We start from the raw sequence: 21,527 nt of genomic DNA, 5'->3' as shown, positions 1-21,527 counted from the left end.
CCTTGAGCGAACTGCACTCTTTTTTCTGGGAGTTTCGTAAATGGCAGTTGCCTCCGGCGCCTATAAGAAAGCCCTCGAGGGCGACCAGCAACCTAAACAGGTGCTGGTCAAAATCGACCGGGTCACGAAGAAGTTCGACGAGACGATTGCGGTGGACGATGTGTCCCTGGAAATCAAGAAAGGCGAGATCTTCGCCCTGCTCGGCGGTTCGGGATCGGGCAAGTCCACTTTGCTGCGCATGCTCGCAGGTTTCGAACGGCCTACGGAGGGGCGGATCTTCCTCGATGGCGTAGACATCACCGACATGCCGCCCTACGAGCGGCCGATCAACATGATGTTCCAGTCCTACGCTTTGTTCCCGCACATGACCGTGGCGCAGAACATCGCCTTCGGTCTCAAGCAGGACAAGATCCCGGCCGCTGAAGTCGACGCCCGCGTGGCCGAAATGCTCAAGCTGGTACAGATGAGCCAGTACGCCAAGCGCAAGCCGCATCAATTGTCCGGTGGTCAGCGTCAGCGTGTGGCCCTGGCCCGTTCGCTGGCCAAGCGTCCGAAACTGCTGCTGCTCGACGAACCGATGGGCGCACTGGACAAGAAGCTGCGTTCGCAAATGCAGCTGGAGCTGGTCGAGATCATCGAGCGCGTCGGCGTGACTTGCGTCATGGTGACCCACGACCAGGAAGAGGCCATGACCATGGCCGAGCGCATCGCGATCATGCACCTGGGCTGGATCGCCCAGATCGGTAGCCCGATCGACATCTACGAAACCCCGACCAGCCGCCTGGTCTGCGAATTCATCGGTAACGTGAACATCTTCGAAGGCGAAGTGATCGACGACGCCGAAGGCCACGCAACCATCACCTGCAAAGACCTGGACCGCCAGATCTACGTCGGTCACGGCATCAGCACTTCGGTGCAGGACAAGTCGGTCACCTACGCGATCCGTCCGGAAAAACTGCTGGTCACCGCCGACATGCCGACCTGCCAGTACAACTGGTCCAGCGGCAAGGTGCATGACATCGCCTACCTCGGCGGCCACTCGGTGTTCTACGTCGAACTGCCAAGCGGCAAGCTGGTGCAGTCGTTCGTGGCCAACGCCGAGCGTCGCGGGCAGCGTCCGACCTGGGGTGATCAGGTCTACGTGTACTGGGAAGACGACAGCGGCGTGGTACTTCGCTCATGAACATGCGCAAATTCAAACGCCGTCTCAATCGAATAATTCCCGGTGGCCGTCAGGTGGTCATCGGCATTCCATTCATCTGGCTGTTCCTGTTCTTCATGCTGCCGTTCTTCATCGTTCTGAAGATCAGCTTCGCCGAAGCAGACGTGGCCATTCCGCCGTACACCGAAATCTACAGCTACGCCGAACAGAAGCTGCAGCTGCTGCTTAACCTGGGCAACTACGTGATGCTCGGCGGTGATGAGCTGTACATCGCCGCTTACCTCGGCTCGTTGAAGATGGCGTTGTTCAGCACCATACTCTGCCTGCTGATCGGCTACCCGATGGCCTACGGCATCTCCGTTGCACGCAAGGAAATGCAAACGGTGCTGGTGCTGCTGATCATGATGCCGACCTGGACCGCGATCCTGATCCGCGTTTATGCGTGGATGGGCATCCTCAGCAACAACGGCCTGCTCAACGGTTTCCTGATGAGCATGGGCTGGATCAACGAACCGCTGCAGATCCTCAACACCAACCTGGCGGTCTACATCGGCGTGGTCTATTCCTACCTGCCGTTCATGATCCTGCCGCTGTACGCCAACTTGGTGAAGCATGACCAGAGCCTGCTGGAAGCTGCATCGGACCTGGGTTCGAGCACCTTCAACAGCTTCTGGAAAATCACCGTGCCGCTGTCGAAAAACGGCATCATCGCCGGCTGCATGCTGGTGTTCATCCCGGTGGTGGGCGAGTTCGTGATCCCGGAACTGCTCGGCGGTCCGGAAACCCTGATGATCGGTAAAGTGCTCTGGCAAGAGTTCTTCAACAACCGTGACTGGCCGGTGGCGTCTGCCCTGGCGGTGGTGATGCTGGCGATCCTGATTGTGCCGATCATTCTGTTCAACCGCAGTCAGGCCAAGGAAATGGAGGGTAAAGAATGAAGCGCTTCCGTTTCTCCAGCCTGATGCTGGTACTGGGTCTGTTGTTCATCTACCTGCCGATGCTGATCCTGGTGATCTACTCGTTCAACGCCTCCAAGCTGGTAACGGTGTGGGGTGGCTGGTCGATCAAGTGGTACGTCGGCCTGCTCGACAACTCGCAACTGATGGGCTCGGTGGTGCGCTCGCTGGAAATCGCCTGCTACACGGCGGTGGCGGCGGTGGCATTGGGTACGCTGGCGGCATTCGTGCTGACCCGTATTACCCGCTTCAAGGGCCGTACGCTGTTCGGTGGCCTGGTCACCGCGCCGCTGGTAATGCCTGAGGTGATCACCGGTCTGTCGCTGTTGCTGCTGTTCGTGGCCATGGCGCAGATGATTGGCTGGCCGCAGGAACGCGGTATCGTCACCATCTGGATCGCCCACACCACGTTCTGTGCGGCCTATGTGGCGGTGGTGGTGTCGGCGCGCTTGCGTGAGCTGGACCTGTCCATCGAAGAAGCGGCCATGGACCTCGGCGCGAAACCGTGGAAGGTGTTCTTCCTGATCACCATCCCGATGATCGCGCCGTCGCTGGCAGCGGGCGGCATGATGTCCTTCGCGCTCTCCCTCGATGACCTGGTGCTGGCGAGCTTCGTGTCCGGCCCGGGTTCCACGACCTTGCCGATGGAAGTGTTCTCGGCGGTTCGCCTGGGGGTTAAACCCGAGATCAACGCCGTGGCCAGCCTGATCCTGCTGGCGGTGTCTATCGTGACCTTCCTGGTCTGGTTCTTCAGCCGTCGCGCCGAAGAAAGCCGCAAGCGTGCGATCCAGCAAGCGATCGAAGAAGCGGCAGCCGATTCGTGGAAGCAACCGGACGTGCGTCGCGCCCAGGCACCGGAAGCGGCATAAGCCTGAAATCGGGTTGACCACGATCTTGTGATCAACCCGAATCCACTGTAGGAGCCAGCTTGCTGGCGATGGTGTGTCAGTCACATTGATTTCGACTGACACACCATCGCCAGCAAGCCGGCTCCTACAGGGGGCTTATGCGACCCAAGGGGATTTGCGAATGACCTCGACAAAGTTCATCGGCTTGAACCCCGGCTCCTGATCCATCAGCACATCGGTCTTCACATTGCCGAACGTGGTCTGCGGGCGATGACGCAAGCCATCGGCAAACGCACAGATGATGCACTCCTTGAACCCCTCGCCCCGTGGATGCGCATGCACCACCGCTTCACGCTGCACGGTGGAAAACGCTGCGTAGTCCATGCCCAGTACGTCCATCTCGACCCCTGCCGTGACCAGCGCCACGGTGGGTCGCAAGTGCCGGGGCACGCCCGGTGTGGTGTGCAGGGCAATCGATAGCCAGACCTGTTCGATATCGTCGTCGCTCAGCCCGTAAGGCTTGAGAAACGCCGCTGCCGCATTGGCGCCATCGACTTCGAAGCGCTCGTTGTCGCTGCGATGACCTTGCACCAGGCCGACATCATGGAACATCGCGCCGATGTACAGCAGCTCGGGGTTGTAGGCCAGTTGCTTGCGTTCGCCGCTCAATGCACCGAACAGGAATACCCGGCGCGAGTGGTGGTAAAGCAGGTCGGATTCGATGTCGCGGATGTAGTCGGTGGCGGCCCGCGCCAAGGTGCTGTCGGGGATCTTGATACCGGCGATGGTGGTGCTCATGGGCGTTTCCTCAGGGAGAGCGCCGCGGCGGCGCTGAGGGTTCAAGTCTGTTCCGACCCCCGAAACCGGACAATCGATCCATGGCTGCGATCCCGGCCAATGAGCGTGCATATCGCGCCAACCTCGCTTGTTGGATGCCGATTGGCTAGGGTGCATGCAGACCCTGTAGGAGCGAGCCTGCTCGCGATGAACCTGAGAGCGCCGCGGGGTGTCAGGCCCCCATCGTTATCGTTGACGACCATCGCGAGCAAGCTCGCTCCTACAGGTATGCATTGCAATTCAATGCCATCAGAGGCGTTCCGAACCATGAGTAAAACCGTAGCCATCGTGGTGTTCGCCGGCGTCCAGTCACTGGACGTCACCGGCCCCATGGATGTGTTTGCCGAGGCCAATCGCTTTCTTGCCCCACAGGACCACTATCGTCTGGAGGTGATCGGCGTCGAACGCGGGATGATGGCGTGCTCCAACGGCCTTTCACTCAACGCCCATCGACATTTCAGCGAAGCGCTGGAGGCGTACGACTTGCTACTGGTGGCCGGCGGGCCGCAGTTGCCGTTCATGAGTTTCGGTGTGGCATTCGACACCTGGCTGCGCGATGCCTGCGGGCGGGCGCAGCGCTTTGGCTCGATTTGCAATGGCGCCTTCGTGCTCGCCCGGGCCGGGTTGCTGGAGGGGCGCACGGTCACCACGCATTGGCAGGACGCAGCGGATCTGGCGGCGCTGTGTCCCTCGTCCCGGGTGGAAGCGGATCGACTGTATGTTGAGGACGGCGAGCTGTTCACCTCGGCGGGGGTCACTGCGGGTATCGATCTGTCCTTGTATCTATTGGGCCGGGATCACGGGCCGGAAGTGGCGCTGAATGTCGCCAAGCGGCTGGTGGTGTTCACCCAGCGTTCGGGCGGGCAATCGCAGTTCAGCCCGTTCCTCACGCCGCACGCCGAAGCGACTTCGGCGGTGGCGATGGTCCAGCATTATGTGCTGGCCAACCTGACCGGTGACTTGGCCATTGCCGACCTGGCCAACGCGGCCAACATGAGTGCGCGCAATTTTTCCCGGGTGTTTGCCAAGGAAGCGAAAATCACCCCGGCCGAGTTCGTCGAGCGTGCACGGGTCGATGCAGCGCGGGTGATGCTCGAAAGCACGCGTGCGCCGCTCAAGACCGTGGCCTATCAATGCGGTTTTCGCGATGCCCAGCACATGCGCAGTGTGTTCAATCGCAGGCTGGGGGTGACGCCGCAGCAGTTCAGGTTGAATTTTGCGGCGATGGTTTGAAGCCTTGTGTCGTTCTTTCGGGCCTCTTCGCGAGCAAGCCCGCTCCCACAGGGGAATGCATTTCAACTGTGGGAGCGGGCTTGCTCGCGAAGGGGCCGGCCCAGCCAGCAACAAATCTAGGGTGCAGCCCGCGCCGGCAATAGCTTCAACGTACTGCGGGTATTGGCCGTGACTTCCTCATCATTGAGGTGCGCCTGGAAATACATCCCCTCGATGTAAGCCTCGGCCTGATCATCATAGTGACTGTCGAACAGTACGCCGCTCTGGCCCACCGGGTTGACGGTCAGGCTGTGGGCCGGGTCGGCGAAGTCGATCAGGCGTCGGGTCGAAGGGCCGTAGGTGACAGGCCAGGGAGCCGGGCCGATCTTCGCCGAGAGGTTGTTCGGCACTTCGTGGGTGCCGGGTGCGGCGAAGGGGCCGACATTGAAGACCAGGTCCAGCGGCTTCTGTTGCCCCAACGGATGGCCATGGGTCAGGGTGTGCGCCTTGCCCCACTGCCATTGCGTAAAGTCCGGACCGAGGGTGGTCTTGAGGTGCGCGAGGCTGGCTTGCCAGGCGGCCTTCACTGTATCGGCACGGGTTTCCTTGTCGAGGGTGTTGCGGTTGTCCCACCACGGCGAATCGGCAGTGGCGGCCAGGCGGGGTAGCGCGGCGTCGATCACCCGGGTCGACAGCAGTGTTTCAAAGAAGTCGTTACCCAGTTCGTCGCGCATCGTCGCGTCAGCCAGGTTGAACAGGAACTGGTTGAACAGCGTCGCGCTGGTGGAGTCGAGCGGGTAATCGCCTTTCCACTGGGCCAGTTGCTCCACCATTTCGAGTTCGGCGGGATCGCTCACCACTTCGCGCAACACTGGCAGCAGCGGTGCCAACAGGCGCGGGCCGTAGGCTGTGGTGGTACCCAGTTGCAGCTTCTGGCTGTTTTCCAGGTCCCATTTGACCGCTTTGTCGCTGAGCTGGCGATTGAGCTGCTGGCCACGATCGGCGAGGTTGTAATAGCCGGGAATCTCCATGCCGGTCGGCGACACCGGCTGGAAGTTGGCCGAGACGATGTAGCCCCGCGCCGGGTTTTCTTCCTGGGGGTTGGCACTGAACGGGTAGAAACCATCCTTGTCCGACTCGGCAGTACTGCCGTCGAGGATGAACCACGGGCGTACCCCCGCCGGACGTTTAGGCAATTGCGCCGCCGCCCACCAGCCGATGTCACCCTTGGCATTGGCCCAGACAACGTTCAGGCCCGGGGCCTGGATCTTTGCCGCGGCGCCCCGGGCCTTGGCCAGGGTATCGGCGCGATTGAGCTGGTAGAAGCCTTCCAGGATCGGGTTCTGGCTTTCGAGAAACGCCCACCACATGGCAATCGGTGTTTTCCCAACGCCGCTGCCCAAGGCATCGTTGACGATCGGGCCGTGGGGCGACTGGCGCAGCACCAGCGTTACCGGTGCCTGGCCCTTGACCGCGATCTGTTGCTCGCTGGTCGTCATGTCTACCCACTTGCCGCGATACCAGACCTGATTGGGGTTGTCCGGGTTGACCTTCTCGGCGATCAGATCGAGGTCGTCGTTCTGGAACATGGTGATGCTCCAGCCGAAGTCGCGGTTCACGCCCAGGGAGGCGAACGGCATCAGGGCCTGATAGTGGCCGTAGAGTTCGAATCCCGGCGCCGAGAGGTGCGCTTCGTACCACACCGACGGCGCGGAAAAACGGATATGCGGATCGCCCGCCAGCAACGGCTTGCCGCTTTGTGTCCGGCTGCCCGCGACGGCCCAGGCGTTGCTGCCCTCGAACTGTGGCAGGCCGTTGTCGGCCAAGGCCTGTTCGCTCAGGCGGGCGAGGGCATTGAGGTCTTTCCAATCGGCGCTGGCCAAGGGGGTAGCGGTCCCGTTGAGCACGCCCTTGGGCTGCCAGTCGAGATCGAAGATGTTCAGGTATTCGGCGCCCAGTTGATCGCGCACGAATGTCAGCAAGGGTTCGGTACGAAAGGCCGCGGCAAAACTGTAGGCCATGTAGCCGGCGATGCTGATGGTGTCCTGGGCGGTGAACGGGCGTTTTGGAATGCCCAGCACATCGAACTCCACAGGTTTGGCGTGGCTGTCCTGATACTGGTTGATTCCGTCCAGATAGGCCTGCATGGCGATGAAGGAGGGCGACTGTTTGTCGAGGTTCGCGAAATAGGTTTCGGCGCGTTCGCGAATGCGCAGGCTGCGCATCAGTTTGTCGGTGTCGAGCAGTTTTGGCCCGAGTACTTCAGCCAGTTCGCCACGGGCCAGGCGACGCAGGACTTCCATCTGGAAAAGGCGGTCCTGGGCATGCACATAGCCGAGGGCGCGGTACAGGTCGGTTTCGTTGTCGGCGCGGATGTGCGGGACACCGCGCTCGTCGTAGCGCACGCTGACGGAGCCTTGCAAGTGTTGCAGTTCCACCATGCCCTGGCGTGACGGCTGCTTGCTGTAGAGGTATCCGCCGGCACCGGCGGCCAGCACGACGATCAACAGAGCGAGAGCGGTCAGGCTGCGTTTCATAAGAGTCCGTTCCATGTTGTTAGAATTATTGGGAGGAAAGTTTATGGTTTTGATCTTGTCGATAGTAGTGCTTTGAGAATTAATCGTGCAATATTTTTAATTAGGAATTTTCCTTCGGGCTTCTAGGAGTTTTACTACAGGATGTGATGTTGCAATATTTTACAGCGGATCTTAGTCTTTAAGTTGGGGTGTATTGGTAGTCACATATTTTTCGTTGATAACGATAAATACAATCTGATGGTCAAAGAAAGGGCGGCATGTTGCCCTCTAATTTGTCAGTGCTATCTGCCAAAAATCGCCAATGAACAATAAGGTACGCACTCAAGACGTTATTTGAATATGGATAAACTGACATGGATAAGTCATATGAATGATGCTGAAAAATATTTAGGGTTTCATAGGAAGTTAGGACCAGGCTCTTTTGAGATTGGCCCAGTATATATCAGCGAAAAGGAACCATCGCGGCAGGATATCGGTGGTTATTTCAAAGGGGCCTGGGGGCCGTATGAAGGCCCCCATAGAGGTACCGGTGCTGGCTCTGGGAAGCTCCGTCCGATTACTCCTTTCATATGGGATGATCTGATGTTGGAGCAGAAAGTAAATAAGGAATACATAGATAGTGAATACGTAGAAATTTTTAATAGGCTTGCAGAGACAACTAAAAGAGAAATAGAGCATGAAAAGCAAGCAGCCAAAATGGGGCGCGCTCTCTCGTTAGCGGAAACGGCCAAAATAGATCAGGAAGTAACTATTAAGGCAATCCAATCAAAAGCAACAGAATACCGAGCCCATAACGAAGTCGCACACTCGCTTTACGGTCATAATCCATTTTTTTTGATGAAGGAGTTGTCCTTCAAGAAGCTCCATGAAAGCCTGGACTTGAATCAGCCAAGTTTCGTGGGTGCCTATGATGCAATAGACAAGGCGCATCGTGCTGCGTTAGAGCTTAAACGTCTTTCGTTGGGGATGCATGTTCTGGCCAATCAGCTCCCAGAACTGTCTATGAAAAAAGACCAGGCAAATGCCGGGGTTTCGAATGATAGAGACGGTCAGAGGCGTCTTGCGGCAGAAAGACTTTCAGTTGTCAATTTGGAAACAAACATTCGCTTTCAACTGTTGCCTGTATTTCTCGCTGAAAGAATTGTTGCAGTAGCAGGTTCGATAGGAGGGCGTAGCCTATCTCAATCGCTCATTCATTATAAAGCGGCGACAGATCAGATATTTAATTCGGAGTGGGCTGCTGTCCGCCCTTACGTAAAGGCAAACCCAAATATAAATGCACCATTAAGCAAGCCTGAGCACGAGGCTCTTAATAATCTGGTGGACTTTCAGGCCAATACGAATATTGGAAAGCGCTGGCAAGATTACCATGTAGCGCTTCTTCACTCAGAAAACCTTCGATATTTATGGGAAACAACAGTTGCCTTTTCTGGGTTGATTGCTCGCGCCCAAGAAGCGGAGAGTTTGGAAGAGCAGTTACGTATTGCAGCGGAGCAGGAAGCTCGTTATCTACAAGAACAAGCTCGTATTGCGGCAGAGGCTGAAGCAATGCGTGTAGCTGCTGAACAAACTCGTATTGCGGCAGAGGCTGAAGCAATGCGTGTAGCTGCTGAACAAGCTCGTATTGCGGCAGAGGCTGAAGCAATGCGTGTAGCTGCTGAACAAGCTCGTATTGCGGCAGAAGCTGAAGCCAAGCGTATTGCTGATGAGCAGGCACGTGCAGCAACAGAGGCTATTCGAAGCGCCAACACGTTCCGTGCCTCAGGTGCTGCGTCAGCGGCAGGACCGTTGTTTATGACCTCGGCGGGAACCGTTGCTGTTATTGAGGCAGCTTCGGTAACTCTGCAAGCGGGTATCCGTGCGGCAATTTCAAATTTGGGAGGTGTTGTCGCAGGTGTTGGGGCCGGGGTTGTTGTAGGTGTTTCAGCACTGTTCTACTCATCGAAGTTGGGTAATGGCGAATTACCTAAACGTTATGCTTTCAGTACACCTCTCTCGGACCTTGCACCTGACATTGGGCAAAATTTAAACGCCGTCGCTGCTGCTGGCGGAACTGTTGATTTACCTTATCGGGTTAGCTCGAAGACTGCTGCGGATGGGAAGTCAGAGCTTTTTGTCGTCAAGACGGATGGTCTGACTGTTCCTTCGAAAGTCAGCGTAGTTGCTGCTACTTATAACGCTAAACAGAGCGTCTATACCGTCACCACAGAGGATGTACCACCACGAACCTTTACATGGACCCCTGTCGTCAATCCAGGGAATAGTTCGACGATTTCACCTGCTGAACAGCCAGTGCCACCGGTCTACACTGGGGCAACGGTGACTCCGGTTGAGGGACGGCTCGATACATTCCCTTCGGTTTCCGAAGCCAGTTTTGATGATTTTATTACGGTTTTTCCGGTGGATTCTGGCCTGCCACCGGTCTATACGATGTTTCGGGACCGGCGAGAAGATCCGGGTGTTGCGACAGGTTTTGGTCAGCCTGTATCGGGGATCTGGCTTGGGGCTGCGTCGCTGGGTGAGGGTGCACCTGTTCCGTCGCAGATTGCCGATCAACTGAGAGGCAGGGAGTTTAAAAATTTCAGGGCGTTTCGAGAGACTTTTTGGAAAGCAGTCTCTAATGATCCTGAGTTAGCTAAACATTTTGATGTTGGTGTTTTGGCTACAATGAAGAAGGGTCGAGCACCTATTGCAAAAGAGAGTGAGCAGGTGGGTAGGCGAGTGAGGTTTGAACTGCATCATAAGAAGTATATCTCCGAAGGTGGTGGTGTATACGATATTGACAATATTAATGCAGTTACTCCGAAAAATCATATTGAAACTCATAAGGGGTCAAAAAATGAGTAAGTTAATAAGTGAGATGTCAGAGGGCGAGTTTTTGAGGTTTGTTACGAAAGTATATAATGATGAATATGATACGGAAGAGGAACACACTGACGCGATTTTAGAGTTTAAGGCCCTGACCGAACACCCATCTGGGTCCGATTTGTTGTTTTATCCAGAGGCCGGGAAGAGTGGGCCGGTGGCAGTAGTGGCAGAGGTGAAAGCATGGCGGGCAGCGAACGGAAAGCCAGGATTTAAAACGGTTTAAGCTCTTGATTCAAAAAAAATGGTCTTGCCGTTAACTGACGGCAAGACCATTTCTTTTATCGGCTGACTAGCGATTGGCTCTCTCATTGCCAATCCACGGGCAGTAACACCCCACCGCCAGCGTATGCGTGGCACTCACCGCACGCCCCTCATCCAGCGCTTGCAGGATCGGTTCGATAAAGCTGTTGCTGGAGTTGCAGGTCAAGCCTTCGCTGTAGGGGCCGAAGTACGCCAGTTTGCCGCTGCGATCCCAGATCGCCACGGCCGGGCTGGCGGGGATCTGTTCGGAGCCGGGCAGGATGTCGATGGACTTGAGGCTGCTCAAGGTGCCCGGCAACTGGCCGTGACTGCCGGGTTTTTGCACGGCATAGAATTCCACGCCATGGGGGACGTAGCGCTCGACCAGTTCGGTCAGGTGTTGTTGATTGCCGACATTGCACGGGCAGGCCGGGTCCCAGAAATGCACCAGGCGGATGGCGCCAGGGCCGGCGAGAGCTTCGGGAAGGCGCAGCGGATCGCCGGAAAACATCGCCGTGTGCTCGCTGAACGCCCGCAGGTAACGCCCCTGGAACCAGTCGTACGCCGCCCACAAGACGCCGGCACACACCACGGCGAGCAGGCTGGCAAACAATGTGGCGCGAAAGGGCGGGCGCATCGGTTCGATCCTCGAAGGTCGGCTAGCTTGCCATGCTTGCCGCGACAGAAGAATATCGCAGGCCTATAAAGTCTGTTTCACGTTCTGGAATCGTCCATGCCGGCTACTTTCGACCCTGATCTTCTACGTGCAAGTCTGCTGCCATTGGCGGCCGGGCAGCCGTTGTCGGCGCAGGCGCAGGCCTACCAGCGATTCTACGGGCTGGATTTCGCGCCGCGTCAGGTGCGCAGTGGCCTTGGGCGATTCGAGGTCGATGGATATGAACTGGTCAGCCAGTTCTGGTGGCCCGAGCGAGCCAAGGCGACGCTATTTGTCATCCACGGTTTCTACGACCACACCGGGCTCTACCGGCATGTGATCGAGTGGGCGCTGGACCAGGGCTTCGCGGTGATTGCCTGCGACTTGCCGGGGCATGGGCTGTCCAGTGGCGAGCGGGCCAGCATCAAGGATTTCGCCGAGTACCAGGACACCTTGCAAGGCTTGTTCAGTGAGGCGCAATCCCTTGACCTGCCGCAACCGTGGCACCTGTGTGGGCAGAGTACCGGTGGGGCAATCGTGATCGATCATGTGTTGAATGCGGGGGCGAGCAGCCCGGCCCAGGGGCAGGTGATTCTGTTGTCGCCGCTGGTGCGGCCGCGGGCGTGGGGTTGGTCGCAGCTGAGTTACTACGTGCTCAAGCCTTTCGTCAAAGCCATCGCCCGGCGCTTCAGCGAGAACTCCAACGACCCGGCATTTTTGCCGTTCCTGCAAGCCGATCCGTTGCAGCCGCTGCGTCTGCCGACCGCCTGGGTGGGGGCGTTGGCGCGCTGGATCAAACGCATCGAGGCAGCGCCCATGAGTAGCCGTCGGCCGCTGATCGTGCAGGGGCAGGCCGACATGACGGTGGATTGGGAGCACAACCTGGAGGTGTTGCGGAGCAAGTTTGATCGGCCGCAAGTGTTGATGCTGCCCGAGGCGCGGCATCATCTGGCGAATGAGACGTTGGTGATGCGAACGGAGTATTTCGGGTTTTTGACCAAGCGGATCAAGGGGCGGAATCTCTAGCGCCTGTTCCGGCCCTTTCGCGGGCAAGCTCGCTCCCACAATGGGCCGGCGTACTCAGATCCACTGTGGGAGCGGGCTTGCTCGCGAAGGCGATCTATCTGACAGCGAAGTTCACTGGGTCAGGTTTGAATTGCTCTGCCCTACCGCCAACCCCGCCCGAATCGCCGCCAGCGCCGCTTGATAATAAGCCTGGCCTTGCGTCGATTCGGCAAAGGTCGCGAACTCCTCCAGCTCTTCATCCGACAGCTCGCGATAGACATACAGCAGCGTGTTGTTCAGGTCGCTGCCGATCTGGTCCATCAGGCGCTGGCGCTGGCCGTTGAGCATGCCCTGGGCCTGACCGGCACCCAGCAACCCCGGGATCATCGAACTCAAACTGTCGGCGGCAACGCCGGCAATCGCCAGGCTGACTTCCGCGCCAGCCTCGCGTGCGGGCAGCGCTTGTGCCAAATGGCCGATGATCAGCAGGCGGCTGTCGCTGGCCTGCATCTTCGGCAGACCCTTGGCGTTTTTCGCCAGTTGGTCGCGGCGGGTCGCCAGCAGCTCGGCGGCGACAATTTTCTTGCCCAGGGGCGACTGGAAAAACGTCAGCGCGGGTTTGGGATCGGCGAGATTTTTGCGCAATTGCGCTTCGGCGCGCTGGTCCACGGCCTGGGCGGCAAAACGCTGATTGCTGTTGCTGACCAGTGCCTGAAACACCGCCGGAGGCAGGCTGCCCTGGTAGCGTTGTTGAGCAGCCGAGAGGGCGTCGCTGAAATGCGCGCGTTGTTCCGGCCAGCCGGCGACCTTGTACAACTGGTCGTGGCCGTCTGCCCAGGCGGGCAAAACGCAGAACATCAGCAGTGATAAAAGCAAACGGCGCATAGGGACTCCACTCAGCAGGCGACTATTCTCCGTGGGGTATCGGTACTTGTCGAGAATTCGTATCAACCCGCTGCGCGGCTCTGTCGGATTTCCGGGCACAGGAATACTATGCGCGCCATGCAAATATCCTCTGATCACCCGCTGCTGTTACGAATCGTCGACGACCTGGCCGAACACGGCTGGTCGCAGCAGAATATTTTCCTGCCGCTGGATCTGACCCGGGCGCTGGCGGCCGAGTGTCGCAAACGTGCTGCCGAGGGTGAACTGGCTCCGGCCGCCGTGGGCCGTGGGCCGTCATCGGAGATCCGCGAAGGGATTCGTGGCGACCATATCCAGTGGATCGACCCCGGCCAGGCCGAGGCGTGCGACAGCTACCTGAATCTGATGGACAGCCTGCGCGAGGCAATCAATCGCGGTCTGTTTCTCGGCCTCGAGGATTTCGAAAGCCATTTTGCGATGTACCCGCCAGGGGCGTTCTACCTGAGGCATGTCGACCGCTTTCGCGATGACGACCGACGCATGGTTTCGGCGGTGGTTTATCTCAATGACGGCTGGCTTCCCGAACACGGTGGTCAGTTGCGCATGTACCTCGATAACGATCGTGTCCACGACGTGCAGCCTACCGGCGGCTGCCTGGTGGTGTTTCTCTCCGGCGAAGTCCCCCACGAAGTTTTGCCCGCGACCCGCGATCGCCTGTCGCTGACCGGCTGGTTTCGTCGGCGCGGCAACGAGCCGTTCTGATCATGCGGAAAATTCTCGTCAGCCGTTGCCTGTTGGGCCACCGGGTTCGTTACGACGGCGGGGCCAGCGGGCCGTTCGATCAGCTTCAGCAGTGGCTTGATGAGGGCCGGATCGTGCCGTTGTGCCCGGAGGTCGCCGGTGGATTGCCGACGCCTCGGGCGGCAGCGGAGATTCCAGGTGGGCAGGGCGCGCAAGTCCTCGATGGCCAGGCGTTGGTGATCACTACCGAAGGCGAGGACGTCAGTGCGCAGTTTCTGTCGGGGGCGTATCAGGCACTGGAACTGGTGCAAAAACATGGCATCCGCATCGCCATCCTCAAGGCCAATAGCCCGTCGTGCGGCAATCTGCTGACCTATGACGGGACGTTCAGCGGCGTGAAGGTCCGCGGCGAGGGCGTGACGGCGGCGCTGCTCAAGCGCCATGGGGTGCAGGTGTTCAGTGAGTTGGAGTTGGCGCAAGCGGCGCAGGCATTGGCTGCGCTGGTCTAGCCACCAACCTGTAACCCATGTGGGAGCGGGCTTGCTCGCGAAGGGGCCCTGTCAGTTGCAACATATGTTGACTGACACAACGCTTTCGCGAGCAAGCCCGCTCCCACAGGTTTTGCTTTCACTTCAGGTCCGCTTCCTTCCCCAACCACTTCTGCTCCAGCGCGTGCAATCTCCCGTCATCCTTGATCCGCTGCAGGGCGTTTTCCAGGCTGGCATGGAACGCCGGATTACCTTTCTGAAACGGAATCGCCAGGCTCACGGCCGGGTTGGTTTTGGGCTTCTCTTCTGTCAGCGACTGCACCAGCAGAATGGAGCGTGGCTCTTCTTTCTGCGCGATCAATTGCGCATGGGTTTGAACGTAAGGTTCGCTGAAGTCGAAACGATCCCTGAGATCCGGGGTCACTGCTATGTGGTTGATGGCGATGTCGTATTTGCCGCTTTCGACGCCGGTCAGCAGGTCGCTGCCGTCGGTGACGACAAAGTCGGCCCGGACATCGAGCTCACTTGCCAGCAGTTGGCCCAGTTCGACTTCGAAGCCGGTGAGCTTGTCGTCATCCTTGAAGTTGAACGGGGGGGTATTGGCTTCAACGGCAATGCGCAATTCACCCCGGTCGTTGATGTCATCAATCAGTTCGGCGTGAGCCAACGGGCTCAAAAGGGGTAGCAGGCAGATCAGGCCAGGCAGAAAGCGCATGGTCACTCCTTTGAATTTATTATCGCGACCCTCTGATTCAGGCTCGCTTTGCTATGGTTGTCGAGTGCCTTCGACAACAATTGGCCATGAAGTTGTCATGGTCACGCGGATTTTACGGAAAAACTGGAGAAGAGAATGAAAACCTTTATGTCACGTGCTGCTTTGGCTGGCCTGTTGATGGGTGTTTCAGTGCTGGCCAGTGCAGCAACGCCGGCTCCGAAAGGCGCCGAAGTGTCCATTGTTTCTCCCGAGGACGGTGCGACGATTCCACAGACTGTCGTCGTCAAGTTCGCGGTCGAGAACATTGCCCTGGCTCCGGCGGGCGATCCCACCAAGAACACCGGTCATCACCACGTGCTGATTGACGTCGATGAACTGCCAGCCGCCGGTGCGCCGATCCCCAAGGATGCCAACCACCTGCATTTCGGCGGTGCGCAGACCCAGGCTGAAATAACGCTCACGCCGGGCAAGCACACCTTGCAGCTCGAACTGGGCGATAGCAACCACATGCCGTTCGATCCGCCGATCGTTTCCAAGAAGATCACCGTCAACGTCAAGTAACGTTGTGGCGTGAATGAAAAAGGGAGCCCGTAGGCTCCCTTTTTAGTCGCTCAGGTCGTGATCAGAACAACACACGGCTACGGATGGTGCCGTTGACGTGTTGCAGCTTCTCTTGCGCCAGGTCCGAGTACTCGGCGTCGACGTCGATTACCACGTAGCCGACCTTCTCGTTGGTCTGCAGGAACTGACCGGAGATGTTGATGCCGTTTTCGGCGAAGACCTTGTTGATCTCGCTGAGCACGCCCGGAATGTTTTCGTGGATGTGCAGCAGGCGGTGCTTGCCAGGGTGAGCCGGCAGGGCCACTTCCGGGAAGTTCACGGACGATACCGAAGTACCGTTGTCGCTGTACTTGACCAGTTTTTCCGCGACTTCCAGACCGATGTTGGCCTGGGCTTCAGCGGTAGAACCACCGATGTGCGGGGTCAGGATCACGTTGTCCAGGCCACGCAGCGGGCTTTCGAACTCTTCGTCGTTGGAGCGTGGCTCCACCGGGAATACGTCGATGGCCGCGCCGATCAGGTGCTTGTCCTTGATGGCTGCAGCCAGGTGGTCCAGTTCGACCACGGTGCCGCGGGCGGCGTTGATCAGGATGCCGCCTTTCTTGATAGCGCGGATCTCCTTCTCGCCCATCATCCACTGGGTGGCGGCGGTTTCCGGAACGTGCAGCGAAACGATGTCGGACATCGCCAGCAGCTCGTGCAGGTTGCCTACCTGGGTGGCGTTGCCCAATGGCAGCTTGGTGATGGTGTCGTAGAAGTACACCTGCATCCCTAAGCCTTCCGCCAGGACCGACAGTTGAGTACCGATCGAGCCGTAACCGACGATGCCCAGCTTCTTGCCACGGATCTCGAAGGAGTTGGCCGCGCTCTTGATCCAGCCGCCACGGTGGCAGGAAGCGTTCTTCTCAGGGATGCCACGCAGCAGCAGGATCGCTTCGGCCAGCACCAGTTCCGCTACGGAGCGGGTGTTGGAGTACGGCGCGTTGAACACGGCGATACCGCGCTCGCGAGCAGCACTCAGGTCGACCTGGTTGGTGCCGATGCAGAAACAGCCGACCGCGACCAGCTTCTTCGCGTGATCGAAGATCTCTTCGGTCAGTTGAGTGCGGGAGCGAATGCCGATGAAGTGAGCATCAGCGATCTTTTCCTTGAGCTGGGCTTCCGGCAGAGAACCTGTCAGGTACTCGATGCTGGTGTAGCCCGCCGCCTTGAGGACGTCGACAGCCGATTGGTGGACGCCTTCGAGAAGAAGGAACTTGATCTTGCTCTTATCGAGAGAAGTCTTGCTCATCTGCGTAAACCTGTATCCCGGAGAAAAATGGCAGGAAAGGGAGCAGCCCGGAGCTGACCCGCACGGCAAGAAAGCCGTCACCGCAGAACAGCCCTTGGGCACTATCCTGCGGGGTCGGTATGCTAGCATATGCACCCCGCTAAACACTCATTCCTGCGACGTGAAGCGTTCTCAGGATGACCATGAATTGTTCGAGAGTTCTGTCGATGACCAATCCTGCCCTGATTGATGAGCTGAAGACCCTGGTTGAGCCTGGCAAGGTGCTGACCGATGCCGACTCCCTGAATGCTTACGGAAAGGATTGGACCAAGCATTTCGCCCCGGCCCCGACCGCCATCGTGTTCCCCAAGACCACCGAGCAGGTCCAGGCCATTGTCCTGTGGGCCAATAAACACAAGGTGGCGCTGGTGCCGTCCGGCGGTCGCACCGGTTTGTCCGCCGCTGCCGTGGCCGCCAATGGCGAAGTGGTCGTGTCGTTCGACTACATGAACCAGATCCTCGACGTGAACCTCACCGACCGTACTGCCGTTTGTCAGCCGGGCGTGGTCACCAAGCAATTGCAGAACGTCGCTGAAGAAAAAGGCTTGTACTACCCGGTGGACTTCGCATCCTCCGGTTCGAGCCAGATTGGCGGCAATATCGGCACCAATGCCGGCGGGATCAAAGTCATTCGCTACGGCATGACCCGTAACTGGGTGGCCGGCATGAAAGTCGTCACCGGCAAGGGCGACGTGCTGGAGCTGAACCGCGACCTGATCAAGAACGCCACCGGCTACGACATGCGCCAGCTGTTCATCGGCGCCGAAGGCACCCTCGGTTTCGTGGTCGAAGCGACCATGCGCCTGGACCGCGCGCCGAAAAACCTCACCGCAATGGTACTCGGCACCGCTGATTTCGACTCGATCATGCCGGTACTGCACGCCTTCCAGAGCAAGCTTGATCTGACCGCCTTCGAATTCTTCTCCGACAAGGCCCTGGCCAAAGTCATGGCTCGTGGCGATGTGCCGGCGCCATTCGAATCCGACTGCCCGTTCTACGCACTGCTGGAATTCGAAGCGACGACCGAAGAGGTGGCCAATCACGCCCTGGAAACCTTCGAGCACTGCGTCGAGCAGGGCTGGGTGCTGGACGGCGTGATGAGCCAGAGCGAAACCCAGCTGCAGAACCTGTGGAAACTGCGCGAATACATCTCCGAAACCATCTCCCACTGGACGCCGTACAAGAACGACATTTCGGTCACTGTGTCGAAAGTCCCGGCGTTCCTGAAGGAAATCGATGCGATCGTCGGCGAACACTACCCGGATTTCGAAATCGTCTGGTTCGGCCACATCGGCGACGGCAACCTGCACTTGAACATCCTCAAGCCGGATAACCTGAGCAAGGACGAGTTCTTCGCCAAGTGCGCCACCGTCAACAAGTGGGTGTTCGAAACCGTCGAGAAGTACAACGGCTCGATCTCCGCCGAACACGGCGTGGGCATGACCAAGCGTGATTACTTGACCTACAGCCGTTCCCCGGTCGAGATCGAGTACATGAAGGCGGTCAAGGCGGTGTTCGACCCGAACGGGATCATGAACCCGGGCAAGATTTTCGCTGTTTGATTTTCGAACTTTAAGAGCCAACGAAGCAGGAGTCGGTAATGAGCTATCAGCACCAGTATGTCGACGGTACGCGCATTCACTTCCCGCTGGGGAAAGTGGTGTGCATCGGCCGCAACTACGCCGAACACGCCAAGGAACTGGATAATCCGGTGCCGACCGAGCCGCTGCTGTTCATCAAGCCGGGCAGTTGCGTAGTGCCGCTGGAAGGTGGTTTCAGCATTCCGACCGAGCGCGGTTCGGTGCATTACGAAGCGGAAATCGCGGTGTTGATCGGCAAACCGTTGTCGACCAAGCCGAGCGTTGAAGAAGTGCTCGACGCCATTTCCGGTTTTGCCCCAGCCCTGGACCTGACCCTGCGCGACAAACAGGCCGAGCTGAAATCCAAGGGCCTGCCGTGGGAAATCGCCAAGTCCTTCGACGGTGCGGCGGTGATTGCTCCGTTCGTGTCCGGCAGCACCTTTGCCGACCTGACCGACATCGGCATCCGCCTGACCATCAACGGCGAAGTTCGCCAGGACGGCAACAGCAGCGCGATGCTCAACCCGATCGTGCCGATGATCCAGCACATGGCCGGCTGCTTCTCGCTGCAGGCCGGTGATGTGATCCTCACCGGTACGCCAGTGGGCGTTGGTCCGCTGAATGTCGGTGACGAGATCGTCCTGGAACTGCCGGGCGCCAGCAGCTTCACCAGCAGCGTTCGCTAGTCCAGACATCGCTAAACCCTGTGGGAGCGGGCTTGCTCGCGAAGAGGGTGTGACAGTCGACATAAGTGTTGCCTGACACACCGCTTTCGCGAGCAAGCCCGCTCCCACAAACGCCGATCCTGTCATTTCCCGTTTTTTTCACATCCGGTCTGGATAATTTCAGGCTTTCGGCCTCTGAGCCGGCCCAAAATTGTGCTATTACCCCTAGCCTGAATTTCTGGAACGCATTCCCCAATGGCCACTGCTCCGCTTTCCACGCTTGACCCTGCCCGCCGCTCACGCTTCGCCCTGCGTTGGTACATCTGGCTACTGCTGGTGGCCGCTGTCGCCTACGGCGTTGCATTTGCCATGCACTGGGATGCGCGGGCCGTGCTCTGGGTGAAAGAGCAATTCAAAAGCCCGGCCGAGCGCCAGGCGAGCATCTGGCTTCCGGACTATCGGGCGGTGATCGATGCCAAGCCGTTGCCGGGCATGGAGAAGGACGAAGCGTCGGACGTGGCCTATGACCCTCAGACCAAAACCCTGTTTTCGGTCATGGGCAAGAACCCGTTCCTGGTCGAATTGAGCTTGCAGGGCGATGTGCTGCGCAAAATGCCGCTGGTGGGTTGGAGCAACCCTGAAGGCGTCACCGTGCTAGGCGACGGCCGACTGGCCATTGTCGATGAGCGCGAGCATCTGATCGTTATCGTCAAGGTCGATGCCGATACCCGCGAACTGAACATCGTCGATTTCCCGAAATACGACCTCGGCCCTTCCAAAGACCAGAACAAGGCCTTCGAAGGTGTCACCTGGGATCCGAACAATCAGCAACTGGTGCTGGGCGAAGAGCGCCCGCCGGCATTGTTTACCTGGAGCGGTGACGGCAAGGTCCTTACCGGCGACAAGCTGAAACTGGCCAGTCATGCGCTGGACATGCGCAACCTGTCTGCCCTGGCCATCGACCCGCGCACCGGCCACATGCTGGTGTTGTCCGCCGACTCGCACCTGTTGCTGGAGCTGGACAAGAAGGGCGAGCAAGTCAGTTTCATCGCCCTGCTGCGCGGCTTCAACGGCCTGAAAAACACCATTCCCCGCGCCGAGGGCGTGACCATGGACGAAGCGGGGACGCTGTACATGGTGAGTGAGCCGAACCTGTTCTATCGCTTCGAAAAACAGCGCTGACGTTTACGGCTTGTAGGACTTCTTGCGCTCGGTTGTAGGAACGGGCCAGTGGCCATTAAGCTTCAGTTCAGACAGGCGTGATATTTCATCCGCCTGTTTTGACCCTGAGCCTGCCCGAATGCGTCGATTTGCCCGCCCCAAATCCCTGATCCTGATCCTGTCGGTGCTCTCGCTGATCGTATTGATTGCGCTCGGCCAATACCTGCGCCTGTTCGAACGTGCCTGGTTCAATCTGCATACGCTGTGGCAGACGGCGAGTTCCCAGTCCATGGCGCTGGACCAGTATCGGGTCGTGACCGAAGCTCAGGTGATCGATGGCCTGCCTGACAACGTTTCAGCATTGACCTACGACCCGGTGCGCAAAAGCCTGTTCACCGTCACCAATAAACGAAGCGAGTTGATCGAGTTGTCCCTCGACGGCAAGATTTTGCGTCGTGTGGCGCTGGTCGGCTTCGGTGATCCGGAAGCGGTTGAATTCATTAATGCCGACACTTACGTGATTGCTGAAGAGAGCCATCAGCGGCTGATCAAGGTTCGTCTGGAACCTGACACTACCTTCCTCGATGCGGCAGACGCCGAGCAAATGACCCTGGGCGTGCACATGGATAAGGGCGGCAACAAGGGTTTCGAGGGCCTGGCCTACGATTCAGTGGGCAAGCGCCTGTTCGTCGCCAAGGAGCGCAACCCGATGCTGATCTACGAGGTGCACGGTTTTCCGCGCTTCAATCCCGAAGAGTCCTACTCGGTGCACGTGATCAACGACCCCAAACGGGATGCGGGGATGTTCGTGCGGGATCTGTCGAGCCTGCAATACGACGAGCGCAGCGGGCATTTGCTGGCGCTGTCGGATGAGTCGCGATTGATTCTGGAGCTGGATGTGGACGGGCGTCCGCTGAGCACGATGTCATTGCACAAGGGGCGCCAGGGCCTGCAAAAAACCGTGCCGCAAGCGGAGGGGATCGCCGTGGATGATGACGGTACGCTGTACCTCGTCAGTGAGCCGAACCTGTTCTACGTGTTCAAGAAGCCGGCACAGCCCTGAGCAACACCACTAACCCAATGTGGGAGCGGGCTTGCCCGC

20 protein-coding genes are annotated in these 21,527 nt (G+C 58.6%); 14 read left to right on the top strand and 6 right to left on the bottom strand.

The genetic code is table 11. The features are described from left to right. The first annotated feature begins 40 nt into the window (after positions 1 to 40). From QMK54_RS29805 to QMK54_RS29795, 3 genes are read left to right on the top strand one after another with little or no spacing between them, the layout of a single operon-like run. Positions 41 to 1,183 (top strand): ABC transporter ATP-binding protein, encoded by a 1,143-nt coding sequence (locus QMK54_RS29805; RefSeq protein WP_110662159.1) that lies wholly within the window; start codon positions 41 to 43, stop codon positions 1,181 to 1,183. A 35-nt stretch (positions 1,184 to 1,218) separates the two neighbouring features. Then, positions 1,219 to 2,100 (top strand): ABC transporter permease subunit, encoded by an 882-nt coding sequence (locus QMK54_RS29800; protein WP_240635715.1) that lies wholly within the window; start codon positions 1,219 to 1,221, stop codon positions 2,098 to 2,100. Further along, on the top strand, positions 2,097 to 2,987 hold the full coding sequence (locus QMK54_RS29795) for an ABC transporter permease subunit (RefSeq protein WP_007993121.1): 891 nt from the start codon (positions 2,097 to 2,099) through the stop codon (positions 2,985 to 2,987). Before QMK54_RS29800 ends, QMK54_RS29795 begins: the two co-directional genes overlap by 4 nt. A gap of 135 nt (positions 2,988 to 3,122) precedes the next feature. Here the strand turns inward: QMK54_RS29795 and QMK54_RS29790 are convergent, their stop codons facing one another. Then, positions 3,123 to 3,764, bottom strand: coding sequence for an HD domain-containing protein (locus QMK54_RS29790; protein ID WP_110663313.1), 642 nt, complete (start codon positions 3,762 to 3,764; stop codon positions 3,123 to 3,125). Between the two features lie 306 nt (positions 3,765 to 4,070). Here QMK54_RS29790 and QMK54_RS29785 point away from each other — a divergent pair, with 306 nt between their 5' ends. After that, complete coding sequence (locus QMK54_RS29785) at positions 4,071 to 5,036, top strand: GlxA family transcriptional regulator (protein ID WP_223589475.1); 966 nt, start codon at positions 4,071 to 4,073, stop codon at positions 5,034 to 5,036. A gap of 116 nt (positions 5,037 to 5,152) precedes the next feature. On the opposite strand, the gene QMK54_RS29780 is transcribed toward QMK54_RS29785, so the two are convergent. Then, entirely contained in the window at positions 5,153 to 7,552 is a 2,400-nt protein-coding gene (locus QMK54_RS29780) for a penicillin acylase family protein (RefSeq protein WP_320401771.1), read from the bottom strand. A gap of 366 nt (positions 7,553 to 7,918) precedes the next feature. Here QMK54_RS29780 and QMK54_RS29775 point away from each other — a divergent pair, with 366 nt between their 5' ends. Both QMK54_RS29775 and QMK54_RS29770 read left to right on the top strand, forming a co-directional pair. Beyond that, positions 7,919 to 10,399 (top strand): S-type pyocin domain-containing protein, encoded by a 2,481-nt coding sequence (locus QMK54_RS29775; RefSeq protein ID WP_320401770.1) that lies wholly within the window; start codon positions 7,919 to 7,921, stop codon positions 10,397 to 10,399. Beyond that, complete coding sequence (locus QMK54_RS29770) at positions 10,392 to 10,643, top strand: bacteriocin immunity protein (protein WP_320401769.1); 252 nt, start codon at positions 10,392 to 10,394, stop codon at positions 10,641 to 10,643. Before QMK54_RS29775 ends, QMK54_RS29770 begins: the two co-directional genes overlap by 8 nt. A gap of 66 nt (positions 10,644 to 10,709) precedes the next feature. On the opposite strand, the gene QMK54_RS29765 is transcribed toward QMK54_RS29770, so the two are convergent. Beyond that, positions 10,710 to 11,297, bottom strand: a complete 588-nt coding sequence (locus QMK54_RS29765) for a DUF6436 domain-containing protein (RefSeq protein WP_320401768.1) — start codon at positions 11,295 to 11,297, stop codon at positions 10,710 to 10,712. 96 nt (positions 11,298 to 11,393) lie between these two features. Here QMK54_RS29765 and QMK54_RS29760 point away from each other — a divergent pair, with 96 nt between their 5' ends. Continuing rightward, positions 11,394 to 12,341, top strand: a complete 948-nt coding sequence (locus QMK54_RS29760; RefSeq protein ID WP_110659333.1) for an alpha/beta hydrolase — start codon at positions 11,394 to 11,396, stop codon at positions 12,339 to 12,341. 111 nt (positions 12,342 to 12,452) lie between these two features. Here QMK54_RS29760 and QMK54_RS29755 read toward each other — a convergent pair whose 3' ends face one another. After that, complete coding sequence (locus tag QMK54_RS29755) at positions 12,453 to 13,205, bottom strand: DUF2059 domain-containing protein (RefSeq protein ID WP_110659334.1); 753 nt, start codon at positions 13,203 to 13,205, stop codon at positions 12,453 to 12,455. A gap of 108 nt (positions 13,206 to 13,313) precedes the next feature. Here QMK54_RS29755 and QMK54_RS29750 point away from each other — a divergent pair, with 108 nt between their 5' ends. Both QMK54_RS29750 and QMK54_RS29745 read left to right on the top strand, forming a co-directional pair. Next, positions 13,314 to 13,946 (top strand): 2OG-Fe(II) oxygenase, encoded by a 633-nt coding sequence (locus QMK54_RS29750; protein WP_110659335.1) that lies wholly within the window; start codon positions 13,314 to 13,316, stop codon positions 13,944 to 13,946. Positions 13,947 to 13,948: 2 nt separating this feature from the next. Then, a complete protein-coding gene (locus QMK54_RS29745; protein WP_110659336.1) occupies positions 13,949 to 14,434 on the top strand; it encodes a DUF523 domain-containing protein in 486 nt (161 codons plus the stop codon). A 118-nt stretch (positions 14,435 to 14,552) separates the two neighbouring features. Here the strand turns inward: QMK54_RS29745 and QMK54_RS29740 are convergent, their stop codons facing one another. Then, positions 14,553 to 15,128: a transporter substrate-binding domain-containing protein gene (locus tag QMK54_RS29740; RefSeq protein ID WP_110659337.1), complete on the bottom strand. Its 576-nt coding sequence runs from the start codon at positions 15,126 to 15,128 to the stop codon at positions 14,553 to 14,555. A gap of 135 nt (positions 15,129 to 15,263) precedes the next feature. Here QMK54_RS29740 and QMK54_RS29735 point away from each other — a divergent pair, with 135 nt between their 5' ends. Further along, positions 15,264 to 15,689, top strand: coding sequence for a DUF4399 domain-containing protein (locus tag QMK54_RS29735; protein WP_110659338.1), 426 nt, complete (start codon positions 15,264 to 15,266; stop codon positions 15,687 to 15,689). Positions 15,690 to 15,750: 61 nt separating this feature from the next. Here QMK54_RS29735 and serA read toward each other — a convergent pair whose 3' ends face one another. Beyond that, on the bottom strand, positions 15,751 to 16,980 hold the full coding sequence (serA, locus tag QMK54_RS29730) for a phosphoglycerate dehydrogenase (RefSeq protein WP_110659339.1): 1,230 nt from the start codon (positions 16,978 to 16,980) through the stop codon (positions 15,751 to 15,753). 206 nt (positions 16,981 to 17,186) lie between these two features. On the opposite strand from serA, the gene QMK54_RS29725 reads away from it, so the two are divergent. The 4 genes from QMK54_RS29725 to QMK54_RS29710 all read left to right on the top strand — a co-directional run bounded on the left by QMK54_RS29725 (position 17,187) and on the right by QMK54_RS29710 (position 21,488). Next, the gene (locus QMK54_RS29725) at positions 17,187 to 18,581 is read left to right on the top strand and encodes an FAD-binding oxidoreductase (RefSeq protein ID WP_320401767.1); all 1,395 of its coding nucleotides are present in this window, start codon (positions 17,187 to 17,189) and stop codon (positions 18,579 to 18,581) included. 38 nt (positions 18,582 to 18,619) lie between these two features. Then, entirely contained in the window at positions 18,620 to 19,285 is a 666-nt protein-coding gene (locus tag QMK54_RS29720) for a fumarylacetoacetate hydrolase family protein (protein WP_020797317.1), read from the top strand. Positions 19,286 to 19,519: 234 nt separating this feature from the next. After that, positions 19,520 to 20,446, top strand: a complete 927-nt coding sequence (locus QMK54_RS29715; RefSeq protein WP_320401766.1) for an SdiA-regulated domain-containing protein — start codon at positions 19,520 to 19,522, stop codon at positions 20,444 to 20,446. Between the two features lie 118 nt (positions 20,447 to 20,564). After that, the gene (locus tag QMK54_RS29710) at positions 20,565 to 21,488 is read left to right on the top strand and encodes an SdiA-regulated domain-containing protein (RefSeq protein WP_320401765.1); all 924 of its coding nucleotides are present in this window, start codon (positions 20,565 to 20,567) and stop codon (positions 21,486 to 21,488) included. The last annotated feature ends 39 nt before the right edge of the window (positions 21,489 to 21,527 follow it).

This window comes from Pseudomonas sp. P5_109, assembly GCF_034009455.1.
In the GTDB taxonomy this organism is placed as follows: Bacteria; Pseudomonadota; Gammaproteobacteria; order Pseudomonadales; family Pseudomonadaceae; genus Aquipseudomonas.
Note: the sequence above shows the minus strand (reverse complement) of the source record. Positions and strands in the feature narration are given on the sequence as shown.

What these genes read in the sequence shown, in the direction of transcription:
- QMK54_RS29805 (WP_110662159.1), top strand. Translation starts at nt 41, where the DNA reads ATGGCAGTTGCCTCCGGCGCCTATAAGAAAGCCCTCGAGGGCGACCAG.
- QMK54_RS29795 (WP_007993121.1), top strand. Translation starts at nt 2,097, where the DNA reads ATGAAGCGCTTCCGTTTCTCCAGCCTGATGCTGGTACTGGGTCTGTTG.
- QMK54_RS29790 (WP_110663313.1), bottom strand. Translation starts at nt 3,764, where the DNA reads ATGAGCACCACCATCGCCGGTATCAAGATCCCCGACAGCACCTTGGCG.
- QMK54_RS29785 (WP_223589475.1), top strand. Translation starts at nt 4,071, where the DNA reads ATGAGTAAAACCGTAGCCATCGTGGTGTTCGCCGGCGTCCAGTCACTG.
- QMK54_RS29780 (WP_320401771.1), bottom strand. Translation starts at nt 7,552, where the DNA reads ATGAAACGCAGCCTGACCGCTCTCGCTCTGTTGATCGTCGTGCTGGCC.
- QMK54_RS29775 (WP_320401770.1), top strand. Translation starts at nt 7,919, where the DNA reads ATGAATGATGCTGAAAAATATTTAGGGTTTCATAGGAAGTTAGGACCA.
- QMK54_RS29770 (WP_320401769.1), top strand. Translation starts at nt 10,392, where the DNA reads ATGAGTAAGTTAATAAGTGAGATGTCAGAGGGCGAGTTTTTGAGGTTT.
- QMK54_RS29765 (WP_320401768.1), bottom strand. Translation starts at nt 11,297, where the DNA reads ATGCGCCCGCCCTTTCGCGCCACATTGTTTGCCAGCCTGCTCGCCGTG.
- QMK54_RS29760 (WP_110659333.1), top strand. Translation starts at nt 11,394, where the DNA reads ATGCCGGCTACTTTCGACCCTGATCTTCTACGTGCAAGTCTGCTGCCA.
- QMK54_RS29755 (WP_110659334.1), bottom strand. Translation starts at nt 13,205, where the DNA reads ATGCGCCGTTTGCTTTTATCACTGCTGATGTTCTGCGTTTTGCCCGCC.
- QMK54_RS29750 (WP_110659335.1), top strand. Translation starts at nt 13,314, where the DNA reads ATGCGCGCCATGCAAATATCCTCTGATCACCCGCTGCTGTTACGAATC.
- QMK54_RS29745 (WP_110659336.1), top strand. Translation starts at nt 13,949, where the DNA reads ATGCGGAAAATTCTCGTCAGCCGTTGCCTGTTGGGCCACCGGGTTCGT.
- QMK54_RS29740 (WP_110659337.1), bottom strand. Translation starts at nt 15,128, where the DNA reads ATGCGCTTTCTGCCTGGCCTGATCTGCCTGCTACCCCTTTTGAGCCCG.
- QMK54_RS29735 (WP_110659338.1), top strand. Translation starts at nt 15,264, where the DNA reads ATGAAAACCTTTATGTCACGTGCTGCTTTGGCTGGCCTGTTGATGGGT.
- serA (WP_110659339.1), bottom strand. Translation starts at nt 16,980, where the DNA reads ATGAGCAAGACTTCTCTCGATAAGAGCAAGATCAAGTTCCTTCTTCTC.
- QMK54_RS29725 (WP_320401767.1), top strand. Translation starts at nt 17,187, where the DNA reads ATGACCAATCCTGCCCTGATTGATGAGCTGAAGACCCTGGTTGAGCCT.
- QMK54_RS29720 (WP_020797317.1), top strand. Translation starts at nt 18,620, where the DNA reads ATGAGCTATCAGCACCAGTATGTCGACGGTACGCGCATTCACTTCCCG.
- QMK54_RS29715 (WP_320401766.1), top strand. Translation starts at nt 19,520, where the DNA reads ATGGCCACTGCTCCGCTTTCCACGCTTGACCCTGCCCGCCGCTCACGC.
- QMK54_RS29710 (WP_320401765.1), top strand. Translation starts at nt 20,565, where the DNA reads ATGCGTCGATTTGCCCGCCCCAAATCCCTGATCCTGATCCTGTCGGTG.